The following is a 13,896-nucleotide window of genomic DNA, read 5'->3' on the forward strand; positions in this document are numbered from 1 at the left end:
TCCCTACGCCGGGAACGTGAATTCCACCGTCCGTTTGACGGTGTCGACGGCGGTGAGCCGCACCTTCGCGCGCTCACCGTCGTCGGGCGTTCCGACGCATTTCGCGATCACCGCGACCGACGGGACAAATACTTCCGCCGAGCGCTTTCCGTCCTTGGCGCGCATCACCACCGCGTCGAAAACCTCGCCGATCCGGCCGTCGAGCAAGGTGGACTCGGTGAGATCGATGCACGCGCGGTCGACCTTGTTCGCCAGTGAGTCGGACCCACTCATGATGTCGGGCAACTCGGGAAGGGCAGTGCGCACCCATTCCGGTACCGGCGTACCAGCTGTGATCGCCAGACACACCTCGGTGCTGAAGCGATCGGACAAGCGGCGCAGCGGAGCAGTCACGTGAGCGTAGGGCGCTCCGATCCCCGCATGCACCGTCAACTCCGGTAGTTGGCCGTCGAAGGCCGCGTAGTCTGCCCCGCGCAGCAACGACGGCGCAACCGACATCAGCGCCATCGTCGACGGCTCACTCGAATCGAGGCCGGCAAGAATCTGCCCGACGCTGTGACCCTCCGGCCACGTGATACCCAGCGCCACTGCAGTTCTCCGCAGGGTCCGAACCGCGGACTCCTCGGCCGGCGGCAGGGTGCGAAGCAACCCGATACCTGCGTCGATCATCATGCGCCCGGCGCACATGCCCGTGAGCAGCGAGACTTCAGCGTTCCAGTCGTCAGCTTCGGTGCGCGGTTCCAACTCGATCCGCCAGCGGCCCGAAGACTCGTCCTCGGGCTGCTCCCGAACCACTGACTGTTCGGGCAATTTCAGCTCGATTGCTCCCCTGGCAATCGCGGAGGCACTACGGAGACGGCCGAACTCGGGCAACGCCGTGATCGACGGATGCAAGGTTCCCGCGTCGGCATCGCGCTGCACGGTCGAATAGTCCAGACGTGCCACCGATTTCACCAAAGCGCGTCTCACCTGCCACGACGTCGGCTCGGCCTGCGCGTCGAGTTCGATCCGCCACAGCGCGGCGGGGCGAACCACGTCCGGCAGCAGACTCGCAGAACCCTCGGACAACGCACGAGGATGCAGCGGGACGGAACCGTCCGGGAGATAGAAAGTTTGGCCCCGCTTGCGGGTTTCGATGTCGAGGGCGCCGCCCGGCGTCACTACTGCCGCGACATCCGCGATCGCGTAGTGCACCACAAAACCCGTCGAAGTCTTCTCGATGTGCACTGCCTGGTCGAGATCCATCGATCCGGGCGGGTCGATGGTCACGAAGGCAATTGCCGTTTCGTCGACACGCCCGTCGCCAAAACGATCCACGGCATTCTCGGCCTCGGCTTGCGCCGGGGCCGAGAATGCTCCTGGCAAATCGAACTCCGCCCGAACCACTCCGAAGTCGATTCCCTGCACCATCATTCGACTTGCGGGCACGCATCCTCCATGATCGGTTCGGGCCGGTGTAGCAGCTGTACCGGTCCCAGTTGTTCCAGGCTCAGTTGTTCCAGTCTTCGTCTGCCCGATCGGCCGCCTTGTTGCGTTCGGCAGCGATCTTCAAAGCGTGCTCGGCAGAGTCCCGATCAGGGTACGGCCCCATCCTCGTCAGCGAGGACGCACCCTTTCCCTGCGTGACAGAACCGTCGGACACGTCGAAGTACCAGAGTCGATCTTCATCAGTCATATCCACAGTGTGACATCAGAGTGAGATAGAAGCTTGTAGATCGCTGTGAGACTGATATTCTTTCTACTTGGCCTGGCAGGTGAGAACCGGACATTCGAACGGTGAGTTCTGCTTGAATGCCCAACACAAGCTACGAACAGAAAATGGAGTGCGCATGTCCGCAATTCTTTACGATTACCTCCTCCCGCTCATGGGCCATGACGCGGCAACGTACTGGGCTACGCTGCTGGTCATCAAGCCTGTCTGACAGCTTTTCGAACAAAGAAGACCCCCACCGATCCGGTGGGGGTCTTCTTTTTCTCACTGTGCAGATCGCGGGCGGACGAGTCGGCGTGTAAGCCGGATCCTGTCCTACGGCACCGAAGTGCCGAGTGGCGACCATCCATCTGGGCACACCGTCGCCGGGTGCCTCGAGCGGTTCACCCGCAGGCTCGGGCGAGCAGCCCTCGAACACCTGCGCAGCCGCACCGCGAGCGATGCGACCTTCAACCTTGCTCCGGGCGGGGTTTACCTAGCCACCCCGGTCACCCGAGGTGCTGGTGCGCTCTTACCGCACCGTTTCACCCTTACCTGCCTCGAAAGGCAGGCGGTCTGTTTTCTGTGGCACTGTCCCGCGAGTTGCCTCGGGTTGCCGTTAACAACCGCCCTGCTCTGTGGAGTCCGGACTTTCCTCGGCCCCAGGCCTGTGCGCGATACGCGCTGGTTCCAGAAGCCGCGGCCGCCCGGCCAACTCGTCCGCCCCCGTATGCTACCGGGCGCCTGTCGGCGGCCGGCACTATGGTCACCTTATGACTCGGTACGTGGCCCTGCTACGCGGTATCAACGTGGGCGGCATCAACATCAAGATGGTGGACCTCGCGAGAGTCTTCACCGACCTCGGATTCGAAGGCGTGAAAACCGTCCTGGCCTCCGGCAACGTGCTGTTCGACAGTCCGAGCACCGACATACTTTCACTGAAGAAGCAGATCGAATCCGCCCTGGCCCGTGAGTTCGGCTACGAGGCTTGGGTATTCGTCCTCGACATCCCGGCACTGCAGGCGATCGTGGACAACTATCCGTTCGAGCGCGAACGCGAAGGTTGGCACGCGTACGCGATGGTTGCCTCCGAGCCGGCAGTCCTCGAGGAATTGAGCGCTGCGGCAGCGCAACTCGATGCCTCGGTCGAACGGGTCGCGGCCGGCGACGGGGTCCTGTATTGGGAGGTCGAGAAGGGCCAGACTGTCAAGAGCGCGTTCGGCAAGAACACCGGCAAACCGAAGTTCAAGGCGTTCACGACAACCCGAAACCTGAACACGCTCAACAAACTGCTCAAATGACGCTCGCCCCGACGCGGAGCACAAACGCGTGACTCTTCTTCCCATCCTGCTCGTCGCCGCCGTCCTCATTTTTGCGATAGTGCGTCCACGCGGACTTCCCGAAATCACCGTTGCCGGCCCAGCAGCCGTGATCGTGCTTCTGACCGGTGTCGTCACTATCGAAGAAGCCCGCGAAGAACTGACAAGCATGGCGCCTACCGTCGTGTTCCTGGTGGCCGTGCTGGTTTTGGCTCACGCCGCGGACGCTCTCGGTGTCTTCCGCTGGGTCAGCCAGGTCCTGCAGCAAAAATCCCTCGCGGATCCTCACCGGTTGCTGATCTATGTGTTCGGCGCCGCCGCCCTGACCACGGCGGTCCTGAGCCTCGACGCCACCGTCGTGCTGCTGACACCCGCGGTGATCGCGGCCGCACGATCCATCGGAGCAAGTCCCCGGCCGCATTCCTATGCCAGTGCGCACCTGTCGAATTCGGCGTCGACCCTGCTGCCGGTGTCCAACCTGACCAACCTCATCGCGTTTGCTGCAACAGGTTTGACGTTCTTGCACTTCACCGCGTTGATGGCGTTGCCGTGGGTCGTGACGATCGCTGTCGAATATCTGATCTTCCGACTGTTCTTCCGATCCGAACTCGTCCGCTCCGAAAACACAGAGCCACCGGCAAGTAAAAGTTCCTCGCCCGCGCCGATTCTGCCGCTGACGGTGATCGCTATGACGCTTCTCGGTTTCGCGGTTTCGGGTTTCTTCGGGATCGAACCCGCCTGGATCGCTGTGGTGGGTGCCGGTGTTCTGGGAGCGATCGCTCTGGCTCGGCACCGTACGACCGCCGCCAAGATGGTCTACGCTGCCGACCTCTGGTTCTGCGCGTTTGTCCTCGTTCTCGGAATCATCGTCGCCGGAGTCGCGAACGGGCCCGTGGGCGAATGGATTGCGCAGATCCTCCCCAATGACACCAGCTACGGTTCACTGCTCTTTGTCGCCGCGGTAGCGGCGGTTGCGTCCAATCTCGTCAACAATCTGCCGGCAACGCTGCTGATGATCGCGGCGCTCGGGTCGACCGCACCTGCGGGCCTGGTGCTTGCGATGTTGATCGGCGTCAACCTGGGCCCCAACCTCACCTATGTCGGTTCTCTCGCGACGATGCTCTGGCGACGAGTTGCCACCAGCGCGGGCGCACCGCCCACGCTGGCGACGTTCACCCTCCTTGGGGTCATCACGACGCCGCTGACGCTGCTCGCCGCGGTGAGTGCCCTGTGGTTGGTGATCTGATCGGCAGCTGATCAGCCGTCTGAGCTTTTCAGCGCAGGTGTGACGTGTCGTTGACCAACCGCACCGATGCTCCCCCGTCGGGATAGAACTCGGTGATGCTCAGCGACGCCAGATCCAGATGCAACCGGTAGAGCAACGACGGCCCGGCGTCGAGAGCCAACTGCACCAAAGTCTTGATCGGGGTGACGTGAGAGACGACCAACAGCGTTGCGCCGCCGTAGGTCGCGATCAGGTCGTCGCGCGCGGCGAGGACTCGTTCTCGCACCTCGTCGAAGCTCTCGCCGCCCGGTGGACGCACCGAAGTGTCCGAGAGCCATTCGCGATGCAGCTCCGGGTCACGCTCGGCTGCCTCACGGAACGTGAGTCCGTCCCAGTCACCAAAATCGGTTTCGATCAAACCCTTGTGCTCGATGACGGGTAGGCCGAGCACGCGGGCTGATGCCTCTGCCGTCTCGCGGGTTCGGCCGAGAGGTGAGCAGACGATGGCGTCGATACCGCCGCGGTTCCCGAAGCGTCCGGCAGCGCCGGCGGCCTGCGCTCGGCCCAGTTCCGTGAGCTCCGGATTGCCGCGACCGGAGTAGCGGCGATCGACCGACATCGCTGTCTGACCGTGACGCAGCAACAACATTCGTGTGGGCTTGCCGGTGGTAGCGATCCATCCCGGCGAGCCGGCGATCTGCGGCTCCGACGTATCTTCGGACGGCGCGGCGGGTGCAGCAGGTGCGGGGGCCGAAGGTGCGACTGGGCCGGTTTCGATGCCGGCAGCCGCGTCCATCGCCTCGTTGGCAAGACGATCGGCATGAGAATTCTCGCCGCGCGGAATCCACGTGTAGGTCACTCGTGAGAACTGCGTCGCCAACTCGGCCGCACGTCGCTGCAGCGGAATCATGTCCGGGTGCTTGACCTTCCAGCGCCCGGACATCTGCTCGACGACCAACTTCGAGTCCATACGGACGTCGACCGTCGACGCGCCGAGTTCACCGGCAGCGGTCAACCCGGCGATCAGTCCGCGGTACTCGGCGACGTTGTTGGTCGCGATTCCGATGCTTTCCTTGCGTTCGGCCAACACCGAGCGCGAGGCGTCGAACACCACAGCTCCGTAGCCGGCCGGACCGGGATTGCCCCGCGATCCACCGTCGGCCTCGACGATGACCTGCGAGAGACTCACAGACCGGACTCCTTGGTACGCACCATGATTGCATTGCACTCCGGGCAACGAACGACGACGTCGGCCGGCGTCGCGGCGATTCGGGAGATCTCACCGCGGTCGATCTCGATCCTGCAAGCGCCGCATCGGCGGGCCTGCAGTAGCGCTGCGCCCGGTCCGCCCAAGGTGCGCTGCTTCTCGTACACCGCGAGGAAATCGGCGGGAAATTCGCCGACGAGTCGTTCACGATCGGCGGCGCAACGTTCCTGCGCCTTGTCCAGATCAGCGACGGCATCGTCGCGGCGACGCTTGGCGTCGATCAGTTCTTCTTCGGCCTGGGAGAGCTGGGCACCGGCGTGATCGTGATCAGCCTGCAACGCCTCACGCTGCTCCATCACTTCGAGCAACTCGTCTTCGAGGAGTCCTTGACGCCGAACCAGGCTGCCGAGTTCGTGTTCGAGTTCGGTGAGCTGCTTCGCGCCGACCGACCCGCTCTGCAAAAGCGTGCGGTCACGGTCCTCGCGCTGACGAACAGCGTCGACCTCGCCCTCGAGCTTGCGGATGTCACGATCGATGTCGTCGATCTGGATCTCGACGGCGACGGACGCATCCTTGCGGCTGATTCGCTCGGCCTCGAGACGTTCGACTTCCTGCTGCTCGGGAAGCGCTCCGCGTCGGTGGGTGATCCGAGTGAGCTCAGCATCCACCCCGGCGAGGTCGAGAAGCTTGGATTGCACCTGTGGTTCGACGTTCACGCTGTATAACTCCTGCTGTAAGTCCGATGTCGGCAGTGCTCGCGAAGGACGGCTCTCGAAGAACTGCTCTTGAATTGTTCGTGCAACCGTACCTTGCACAGCCCTGTACTAATGCGCACTCAAACACCACGGATCGGTGCGAATTGTCGAAACCCGGCTTTCCCACCCCGGATTGTCGGCAAACGCGGCATCGAGCACAGATTTCGCCTGCGCACACCAGGGGTATTCGCTCGCCCAGTGTGCGACGTCGACCAGTGCCGGGCCACCGGCGCGAAGATGCTCGTCCGCGGGATGATGCCGCAGGTCCGCAGTGACGTAGACGTCGGCGCCCAGTCCCGCCACCACGTCCAGATACGAGTCGCCGGAACCGCCGCAGACCGCCACCCTGCTAACGGTCGCGTCTGGATCTCCAGCGGCGCGAACACCCCACTCGGTCGAGGGCAGTGAGCGCGCCACTCGCGCAGTGAACTCCCGCAAGGTTTCGGGGTGCTCGAGCTCACCTACCCGACCCAGACCGAGCGAACTGGGGAACGCTGCAAGTTCGAAAACGTCGAAGGCCGGTTCCTCGTACGGATGGGCAGTCCGCAGTGCGTCCAGCACCGCGCTTCGCTTTCCGCGCGGGGCAATCACTTCCACCCGATCCTCGCGAACCTGCTCCACAGCGCCGACGGTCCCGATCGTCGGATTCGCACCGTCGGCCGGAAGGAACTGACCCGTACCGGTGACGGTCCAACTGCACTGGCTGTAATCACCTATCCGGCCCGCCCCCGCCTCGAAAAGTGCGTCCTGCACGACCGACGCATTCTCCACCGGAACCATGACAACCCACTTGTCGAGCGGCTGCGTCGGTTTGGGTTCGATCGGGCGCAGCACGGTCAGGCCCAGAGCCTGCGCCAGAGCGTCGGATACTCCGGGGTCGGCGGAGTCCGCATTGGTGTGCGCCGAGAACAGCGCACACCCGGCCTTGATGAGCTTGTGGACCAACGCGCCCTTGGGGGTGTGAGCACCGACGGTATCCACCCCACGCAGCAGCAACGGATGGTGAACAACGAGAAGGTCGGCGCCGGAGGCGATGGCGTCGTCGACCACGGCCTCGGTCGGGTCCACCGCGAAAACCACTCTCGTGACGGCGTCGGCAGGATCGCCGCAGACCAGGCCGACCGAATCCCACGATTCCGCCAGGGCAGGCGGATAGGCGGATTCCAGCACGGCTATGACGTCCGCAAGAGTTGGGCCGCTCACAAGATCTCCTTCATCGCTTCGATCAGAACCGAGACCTGCTCGGCTGGACGGACCGCCACACGCAACTGATCCGGCCCGAGCCCGGGAAAGGTGTCGCACCGGCGGACGGCGATACCGCGGGCACGCAGGTGCTCTCGCATCGCGGCACCGTCGCGGAGCTCGATGAGCACGAACGGCCCCGCCGCGGGTTCGTGCACGGCAATCCCGATCTCGGTCAGTCGCCCGGCCATGTCTCTGCGGTCTGCTGCAATCGCTTCGGCTTTGATCCTCGACTGCTCGACCGCGAACGGTTCGCAGCACGCCGTGATGGCTTCGATCTGCAGACTGCCCAGTGGCCAGTGCGCTCGGCCGTGCGCCAATCGAGCCAGAAGATCCGGAGAGCCGATCGCGTACCCACACCGCAATCCGGCGAGCGCCCACGTCTTTGTCAGGCTGCGAAGCACGAGTACATCCGCCGACTCGACACCCGCGACGCTCTCCGTTTCGCCGGGGACGGCGTCGCCGAAGGCTTCGTCCACCACCAGGATCCGGCCGGGCCGACGCAGTGCCAACACATCGGCCTCGGGGTGAAGCACGGACGTCGGATTGGTCGGATTACCCAGAACGACAAGGTCCGCGGATTCCGGTACGTGCGCAGCCCGAAGCTCGAATGGCGGCTCCAGAATCACCTGCGTCACCGGTACACCGGCCTCTCGCAGCGCCAGTTCCGGCTCGGTGAAGGACGGATGGATCAGTGCTGCCGAGCGAGAATTCAGGCGCGGCAACATCGCAAAACCCTCGGCACCGCCAGAGAGCAGCAAGACTTCTTCGGGTCGGCGCCCGTGCCGCTGCGCGACGGTTTCGCGGGCCTTCAGTTCCGCTGCAGCCGACGGATAGGAACCGAGCGTCGACAGCCGCGCCGCCAACCGATCCCGCAGCCACTGCGGTGGGCCGGCGCCTTGAACGTTGACGGCAAAATCGAGCAACCCGGGCTCGGCTTCGACATCTCCGTGATGTCGCAAGCTCTCCAGGTCAACCGTTCCGGTACTCACCCGGCCAGCCTACGGTCGGGCACTGCGCGCGGACATCACCCCCGCCGTCCGGGACAATGAGAGCCGTGACGACACCACCGCTCGACCGTTTTCCCGTAGTTCTGTTCGATCTGGACGGAACCATCACCGATTCCGCGCCCGGTATTCACGGCGGCTTCCGACATGCATTGGCCACCGTCGGCCGGCCGGAGCCGACGGAGGAGATGCTGGCATCGGTCATCGGCCCGCCGATGGTCGACACTTTCAGATCACTCGGCATGCCCCCGGCCGACGTCGACCTGGCGATCGCCGCGTACATCGAGCGATACGACGCGACCGGGTGGCAGGAGAACTCGGTGTACGAGGGGATGGACGTCGTCCTGGGCAAGGCTCGTGCGAACGGGACCCGGCTCGCCGTCGCCACCTCGAAGTCGGAACGGTTCGCCATTCGCATCCTCGAACATTTCGGCCTGGCCGAGCACTTCGAGTTCATCGGCGGGGCGAGCGACGACGGAACCCGCCGGGCGAAGCCGGACGTGATCGCGCACTCGCTGACCTCACTCGGGATCACTCCCGTCCTCGCCGCCGACGGCGGAACCCCCGACGTGCTCATGATCGGCGATCGTGACCACGACGTGCTCGGCGCCGCGAAGTACGGCATTCCCACCGTCGTCGTCGAATGGGGCTATGGCTCCGCCGACGAAGCGCGGCAAGCTCTTTGCTCCGTATCGTCGGCATCCGAACTGGGAGGACTACTCGATGGCCGCGCCTGAACCGCTCCATGTGACCTTTGTGTGCACCGGCAATATCTGCCGGTCTCCGATGGCCGAGAAGATCTTGCTCGCGCATCTGGGCCGTGAAGGTCTCGCTGACAGGGTTCGTGTGAGCAGCGCCGGTACCGAGGGGTTTCACACCGGTAGCGAGGCCGACGAGCGGACCAACATCGTGCTCCGCGCGGCCGGATATCCGACGGGCCACAGCGCCGCGCAGGTCAATGCAGATCATCTCGCGGCCGATCTGGTCGTCGCCCTCGACACCGGCCACGAACGTGAGCTTGCTCATCTCGGCGTGCCCACTGAGCGTCGGCGGCTACTGCGATCGTTCGACCCCGAGGCGGACGGAGAATCTGTCCCAGACCCGTACTACGGGGATCAGGAGGACTTCGAACTGGTTCGAGACCAGATCGAAGCGGCCATTCCCGACATACTCGACTGGATCCGCCAGCGGGCCTGAATCCGGAGCAAAATTCACTCCCGTTCGGGCAACGGATACCGTGGACGTGTGCGAAGACTGAAATTCCTGTTGCGGCCCGGTTGGTTGGTACTGGCAGCTGTGGTCGGGCTCTTCGCCTACCTGTGCTTCACCGTGCTCGCTCCGTGGCAGCTCGGCAAAAACACGAAGACCGAGCATCGCAATGATCTGATCTCGAACTCGATCAACGCGGAAACCGTGCCGATCGGTGATGTCATCTCCGATTCGACGATCGCACCGGACGACGAATGGCGAAACATCACCGCGGCAGGTTCCTATCTGCCGGACGCCGACATTCTCGTCCGCCTGCAGTCCATCGAGGGCGCGCCGTCGTACGAGATCCTGACGCCTTTCCGCCTGGACGACGGTCGCACGATCCTCGTCAATCGCGGATACGTTCGGCCGATCAACGGCGCCGAGGCACCTCCCATCGCTGCGCCGCCGACCGATCCGGTGACGCTCAACGGTCGCGTGCGCCTCTCGGAAGGCACTGCGCCCGGCAGAGTTCCGATGTTCGAGGACGGCGCGAAGCAGGTCTACTCCATCGACGCACAACCTATCGGCGAGTTCATCGGAACGGACCTGATCGACGCGTACATCCAGCTCGAACCCGACCAGCCCGGCGGTCTCGGCACGATTCCGCTCCCCCAACTCGACGCGGGTCCCTACCTCTCGTACGGGTTCCAATGGTTGGCTTTCGGCATCATGGCGCCGCTCGGACTGGCCTACTTCATTCGCGCGGAGTGGCGCGAACGTCGCAAGGAGAAGGCAGCTCAAGCAGCTGTCGAGGGCTTTGCGACCGACGACGCCGCTACCGAGAAGGCCCCAGAGACAACGGCGTCCGCGCCTGCCGCACCCCCCGCTGAACCGGCTCGTACCTTCACCCGCCGCAAGAAGCCGGAGCCGGAATCAGTGCCGCTGACGGCGCAGGAAGCCAAACTTGCCGATCGATACGGCAATACCCGCTGAAATACCCGCTGCCACCACTGCTGCACTGATCTGCACCGCCGACGAAAGCCTTGACGCGCGGCGCAGATCGTTCGGCGCCGGCGCAGGCCCACCCCCGAGGACGGGCCGCATCTCCACACCGTGCGCGTACTCGGTCCGGCCTCCCAACGAAATGCCCAATGCCCCTGCCGCCGACGCTTCCGCGACGCCCGCATTGGGGCTTGGATGAGCCGCTGCGTCGCGTTTCCACGCTGTCAGTGATTCCCGCACCGAGCCGCCCACCACCGGTGCACACGCGGCCGTCAGCGCGCCCGTGAGCCGAGCGGGGACGATGTTGACCAAGTCGTCGAACCTCGCCGCCGCCCACCCGAATCTGAGGTATTTCTCGGAGCGGTAACCGATCATCGCGTCGAGTGTGTTGGCAGCGCGGTAGACGAACAGACCTGGCACGCCCGCAATTGCGCCCCAGAACAATGCGCCGACGCTTGCATCGGATGTGTTCTCCGCGACCGACTCCAGTGCAGCTCGTGTGAGGCCCTCTTCGCCAAGCACCGAGGGATCACGTCCACACAGTGAAGGGAGAAGCTCACGCGCTGCCGTCAGGTCGCCATCGACGCGTGAGGCATCCAACCTCGCGGCCATGTCGTTGCCGGTGCGTGCGAGCGATGTCCCGCCGAGCACGGCCCAGGTGGCTAACGCCGTCGTACTCGTCACGGCCACCCAACCGGCCCGGCGCGACGCTGTTTCGGCCGCGAGGCCGAGCCCCGCGGTCCCTGCCACGAGCACGGCGACATGAAGTGTTCCGGCCGTCCGCGAGTCTCGGTAGGAAATCTTCTGCAGCGCGATAGCTGCGGTACCGAAGCCGGCAACCGGATGGAACCGTCCCGGATCGGCGAAGACCCGATCCGCAGCGAAGCCGAGGAGAAGGCCGGCGGCTCGCGCACTGAACCAAGATTGGGACGAACGAACCGAAATTTGCACGAGCGTAGTTGTAGCAGCGGCGCTCGTTCTCTGGCCAACCGTCACGTGTCTGCCCGAGCCGATCTCTACCCGTCCCAGTCGATCGTCAGATAGATCAAGCGGTGCATTCGGTTGATTTCCCAGACACGGGCAATCCCGGTCGCCAGTGCGTCGATTTGGGAACGAACCCGGATCGTCTGCCCCGCGAACAACGCCACACTCAGACTCGGCATCTCGGCGATATGGATGTGCGGACGGGTGGGATGCACACGCCTCGGGTCGACGGCTACTTCGATCACAGAACTGGACATTCGTCCAGAATGGCGTATTAAGGACAATTAGTTGTCGGAAATGAAAAACCCCGATCTGCATCGACATGCAGATCGGGGTTGAATTTCTTCGGTGGGCGCGGAGGGTTTCGAACCCCCGACCGCTGGTGTGTAAAACCAGAGCTCTACCACTGAGCTACACGCCCGAACTCCCGGTGAGACCCTCACCGGGAGCGCTCTAAGACTCTAGCGCGGCAAGCGCGTTTGCCCAAAGTCCGTGGTCACGGGCTTCTCCGGGGCCGTTCATCTCGGCAAAACGAATGATTCCGTCTTTGTCGATGACAAAAGTGCCGCGATTCGCGAAGCCCAACTTGTCGTTGAACACCCCGTACTTCTGAGCGACTTCACCGTGCGGCCAGAAGTCCGACAGCAAAGGAAAGGTGTATCCCTGTTCTGCCGACCAGATCTTGTGGGTCGGCGAAGCACCGACAGAAATCGCGAGAATGGCAGTGTCGTCGTTCTCGAACTTCGGAAGCTCGTCACGGACCTTGCAGAGTTCACCCTGACAAGTTCCGGTGAAGGCCAACGGATAGAAGACCAACAGAACATTCTTCTTGCCACGGAAATCTGCTAGCGAAACTTCCTGGTTGTTCTGGTCCTTCAAAGTGAAATCCGGTGCCTGGGCACCAACATCGAGGGGCATGTGCGATTCCTTGGGAAAGTACGGAAAAGGACCGGGTCAGCGCTTGTTGGCCGGACGGGCCTTCGGCTGAACCAATCGACTTCCCGACCAGTCACCGAGGTTGGCTGCCGATGTCTGGGTCAGGCCGGCAGTCGGCGCAGATTCGGCGATCTCGCTGGGCTCGACGTGACCGTCGAAACCGGTCTTCGGGGTGAGGACCCACACGAAGCCTTCGTCGGCGAGCGGCCCGATGGCGTCCATCAGAGCATCCACCAGGTCACCGTCCTCGTCGCGCCACCACAGCAGCACGACGTCGATGACCTCGTCGGAATCCTCGTCGAGCATTTCCCCGCCGATGGTTTCCTCAACCGCGGCACGAATGCCGTCGTCGGTATCCTCATCCCAGCCCAGTTCCTGCACCACCATGTCAGTGGTAATCCCGAGTTTCTGAGCGTAGTTCTGGGCATCCGCCGCGGCGACCACGGTGGGGTCCTCCTTTTGTTGATGGTGTGTGGCGACCCCGCACACCTACCGTTTGACGATCAATTAGGGAAAGCGAACATGGTCTGAGGCGTTAGCGCAAGCCGACCACGCCGAAAACTTTCGTGAAAGATCGTCTTCTGACACACGCCGAACCATACGCCTGCGGATTACCGCAGGTCACAGGGATCCACATTCGTCGAAGATCGACTTGCGAATCGAATTGCTCGCATCGCTGATCGAATTGATTTCATCCGCCGAATGATCACTCTCGATCACGGAAGCAGACGAACGTAGGTTCGCGGCCAATTCGTCGAACAGTCCTGAAAGCTCCGCTGGAAGTTCACTCGAGACCGAGTCGAACCACGAGGCCGTTTCCCGTGCAGACGAAGCAGCGGTGCTCGCTTCGGCCCTCAAGTCCGACGCGCCTTGATTTCCGGCGTCGACGTAGGCGTTGAACGCGACCACGTCGTTTTTCGACCGAGAGACCGCTTCCTCACAGATCGTGAAGGCTGCTTCGGCAGCATCCGCTGCCGCTTTCGACGAAGACGCCGCGGCCACCGAAATGCTCACCTCGGATTGATACGCAGCGGCTTGCGATTCGTTCGGAACCGCAGATCCGGTCACCGCGGCGGAGCACCCCACGATCACCGACAACCCCACTGCGATCGATCCGATCGAAACCCACGCCCCGACCCTGCCGCAATTGATTTCTTTGTTTATTTTTCCCCACCCCTTCATACCTTCCGATCCATCCCCCAAGCCTGTGACTACGGGGAACCATCACGCCCCTGCGTCACGCCGAAAAACGCTACCCGAGAGTAACCAGAGGCGAGGTGTGCCGGACCGACCGGGATGGTGAAAGATGAGGTACGCGCCATATTCACGATGGAAGTG

16 protein-coding genes, 1 tRNA gene and 1 other RNA gene are annotated in these 13,896 nt (G+C 63.4%); 5 read left to right on the forward strand and 13 right to left on the reverse strand.

Going from position 1 to position 13,896, the window contains the following annotated elements:
• Window positions 1–3: 3 nt before the first annotated feature.
• The 3 genes from ACFQ6Y_RS21950 to rnpB all read right to left on the reverse strand — a co-directional run bounded on the left by ACFQ6Y_RS21950 (window position 4) and on the right by rnpB (window position 2,409).
• Complete coding sequence (locus ACFQ6Y_RS21950; protein ID WP_378637669.1) at window positions 4–1,413, reverse strand: RNB domain-containing ribonuclease; 1,410 nt, start codon at window positions 1,411–1,413, stop codon at window positions 4–6.
• Between the two features lie 76 nt (window positions 1,414–1,489).
• Window positions 1,490–1,675 (reverse strand): hypothetical protein, encoded by a 186-nt coding sequence (locus ACFQ6Y_RS21955; RefSeq protein ID WP_007735457.1) that lies wholly within the window; start codon window positions 1,673–1,675, stop codon window positions 1,490–1,492.
• A gap of 319 nt (window positions 1,676–1,994) precedes the next feature.
• An RNA gene (rnpB, locus tag ACFQ6Y_RS21960) (RNase P RNA component class A) lies at window positions 1,995–2,409 on the reverse strand.
• A gap of 54 nt (window positions 2,410–2,463) precedes the next feature.
• Between rnpB and ACFQ6Y_RS21965 the strand changes: the two genes are divergently transcribed.
• Complete coding sequence (locus ACFQ6Y_RS21965; RefSeq protein WP_378546967.1) at window positions 2,464–2,991, forward strand: DUF1697 domain-containing protein; 528 nt, start codon at window positions 2,464–2,466, stop codon at window positions 2,989–2,991.
• 28 nt (window positions 2,992–3,019) lie between these two features.
• Window positions 3,020–4,255 (forward strand): SLC13 family permease, encoded by a 1,236-nt coding sequence (locus ACFQ6Y_RS21970; protein WP_378637134.1) that lies wholly within the window; start codon window positions 3,020–3,022, stop codon window positions 4,253–4,255.
• A gap of 28 nt (window positions 4,256–4,283) precedes the next feature.
• Here ACFQ6Y_RS21970 and ACFQ6Y_RS21975 read toward each other — a convergent pair whose 3' ends face one another.
• The 4 genes from ACFQ6Y_RS21975 to cobC all read right to left on the reverse strand — a co-directional run bounded on the left by ACFQ6Y_RS21975 (window position 4,284) and on the right by cobC (window position 8,430).
• Entirely contained in the window at window positions 4,284–5,423 is a 1,140-nt protein-coding gene (locus ACFQ6Y_RS21975; protein ID WP_378637138.1) for a bifunctional RNase H/acid phosphatase, read from the reverse strand.
• Window positions 5,420–6,157, reverse strand: coding sequence for a zinc ribbon domain-containing protein (locus ACFQ6Y_RS21980; RefSeq protein WP_019748955.1), 738 nt, complete (start codon window positions 6,155–6,157; stop codon window positions 5,420–5,422). Before ACFQ6Y_RS21980 ends, ACFQ6Y_RS21975 begins: the two co-directional genes overlap by 4 nt.
• A 108-nt stretch (window positions 6,158–6,265) precedes the next feature.
• Window positions 6,266–7,399 carry a Nif3-like dinuclear metal center hexameric protein gene (locus tag ACFQ6Y_RS21985; protein WP_378637143.1) on the reverse strand — a complete coding sequence of 378 codons (1,134 nt, stop codon included), beginning with the start codon at window positions 7,397–7,399 and terminating at the stop codon, window positions 6,266–6,268.
• A complete protein-coding gene (gene cobC / locus ACFQ6Y_RS21990) occupies window positions 7,396–8,430 on the reverse strand; it encodes an Rv2231c family pyridoxal phosphate-dependent protein CobC (protein WP_378637148.1) in 1,035 nt (344 codons plus the stop codon). The genes ACFQ6Y_RS21985 and cobC overlap by 4 nt, the downstream gene beginning before the upstream one ends.
• Before the next feature lie 56 nt (window positions 8,431–8,486).
• Between cobC and ACFQ6Y_RS21995 the strand changes: the two genes are divergently transcribed.
• The 3 genes from ACFQ6Y_RS21995 to ACFQ6Y_RS22005 are packed head-to-tail and all read left to right on the forward strand — an operon-like array spanning window position 8,487 to window position 10,629.
• Window positions 8,487–9,182 (forward strand): HAD hydrolase-like protein, encoded by a 696-nt coding sequence (locus ACFQ6Y_RS21995; RefSeq protein WP_378546952.1) that lies wholly within the window; start codon window positions 8,487–8,489, stop codon window positions 9,180–9,182.
• Window positions 9,169–9,642, forward strand: a complete 474-nt coding sequence (locus ACFQ6Y_RS22000; RefSeq protein ID WP_378637153.1) for a low molecular weight protein-tyrosine-phosphatase — start codon at window positions 9,169–9,171, stop codon at window positions 9,640–9,642. The genes ACFQ6Y_RS21995 and ACFQ6Y_RS22000 overlap by 14 nt, the downstream gene beginning before the upstream one ends.
• 48 nt (window positions 9,643–9,690) lie before the next feature.
• Window positions 9,691–10,629, forward strand: coding sequence for an SURF1 family protein (locus ACFQ6Y_RS22005; protein ID WP_378637158.1), 939 nt, complete (start codon window positions 9,691–9,693; stop codon window positions 10,627–10,629).
• On the opposite strand, the gene ACFQ6Y_RS22010 is transcribed toward ACFQ6Y_RS22005, so the two are convergent.
• From ACFQ6Y_RS22010 to ACFQ6Y_RS22035, 6 genes are all read right to left on the reverse strand, one after another.
• The gene (locus ACFQ6Y_RS22010) at window positions 10,570–11,589 is read right to left on the reverse strand and encodes a cobalamin biosynthesis protein (protein ID WP_378637162.1); all 1,020 of its coding nucleotides are present in this window, start codon (window positions 11,587–11,589) and stop codon (window positions 10,570–10,572) included. The genes ACFQ6Y_RS22005 and ACFQ6Y_RS22010 overlap by 60 nt on opposite strands.
• Window positions 11,590–11,654: 65 nt before the next feature.
• Window positions 11,655–11,879 (reverse strand): hypothetical protein, encoded by a 225-nt coding sequence (locus ACFQ6Y_RS22015; protein WP_378637165.1) that lies wholly within the window; start codon window positions 11,877–11,879, stop codon window positions 11,655–11,657.
• Between the two features lie 92 nt (window positions 11,880–11,971).
• Window positions 11,972–12,043, reverse strand: a tRNA-Val gene (locus tag ACFQ6Y_RS22020).
• A 32-nt stretch (window positions 12,044–12,075) separates the two neighbouring features.
• A complete protein-coding gene (locus tag ACFQ6Y_RS22025) occupies window positions 12,076–12,540 on the reverse strand; it encodes a peroxiredoxin (RefSeq protein ID WP_317554954.1) in 465 nt (154 codons plus the stop codon).
• A 36-nt stretch (window positions 12,541–12,576) separates the two neighbouring features.
• Window positions 12,577–13,002 (reverse strand): DUF3052 domain-containing protein, encoded by a 426-nt coding sequence (locus tag ACFQ6Y_RS22030; protein ID WP_317554952.1) that lies wholly within the window; start codon window positions 13,000–13,002, stop codon window positions 12,577–12,579.
• Between the two features lie 177 nt (window positions 13,003–13,179).
• Window positions 13,180–13,626, reverse strand: coding sequence for a hypothetical protein (locus tag ACFQ6Y_RS22035; protein WP_378546937.1), 447 nt, complete (start codon window positions 13,624–13,626; stop codon window positions 13,180–13,182).
• Window positions 13,627–13,896 lie beyond the last annotated feature (270 nt).

Source organism: Rhodococcus sp. NPDC056516 (assembly GCF_042794655.1).
In the GTDB taxonomy this organism is placed as follows: Bacteria; Actinomycetota; Actinomycetes; order Mycobacteriales; family Mycobacteriaceae; genus Rhodococcus_F.

What these genes read in the sequence shown, in the direction of transcription:
- ACFQ6Y_RS21950 (WP_378637669.1), bottom strand. Translation starts at nt 1,413, where the DNA reads ATGATGGTGCAGGGAATCGACTTCGGAGTGGTTCGGGCGGAGTTCGAT.
- ACFQ6Y_RS21955 (WP_007735457.1), bottom strand. Translation starts at nt 1,675, where the DNA reads ATGACTGATGAAGATCGACTCTGGTACTTCGACGTGTCCGACGGTTCT.
- ACFQ6Y_RS21965 (WP_378546967.1), top strand. Translation starts at nt 2,464, where the DNA reads ATGACTCGGTACGTGGCCCTGCTACGCGGTATCAACGTGGGCGGCATC.
- ACFQ6Y_RS21995 (WP_378546952.1), top strand. Translation starts at nt 8,487, where the DNA reads ATGAGAGCCGTGACGACACCACCGCTCGACCGTTTTCCCGTAGTTCTG.
- ACFQ6Y_RS22000 (WP_378637153.1), top strand. Translation starts at nt 9,169, where the DNA reads ATGGCCGCGCCTGAACCGCTCCATGTGACCTTTGTGTGCACCGGCAAT.
- ACFQ6Y_RS22015 (WP_378637165.1), bottom strand. Translation starts at nt 11,879, where the DNA reads ATGTCCAGTTCTGTGATCGAAGTAGCCGTCGACCCGAGGCGTGTGCAT.
- ACFQ6Y_RS22025 (WP_317554954.1), bottom strand. Translation starts at nt 12,540, where the DNA reads ATGCCCCTCGATGTTGGTGCCCAGGCACCGGATTTCACTTTGAAGGAC.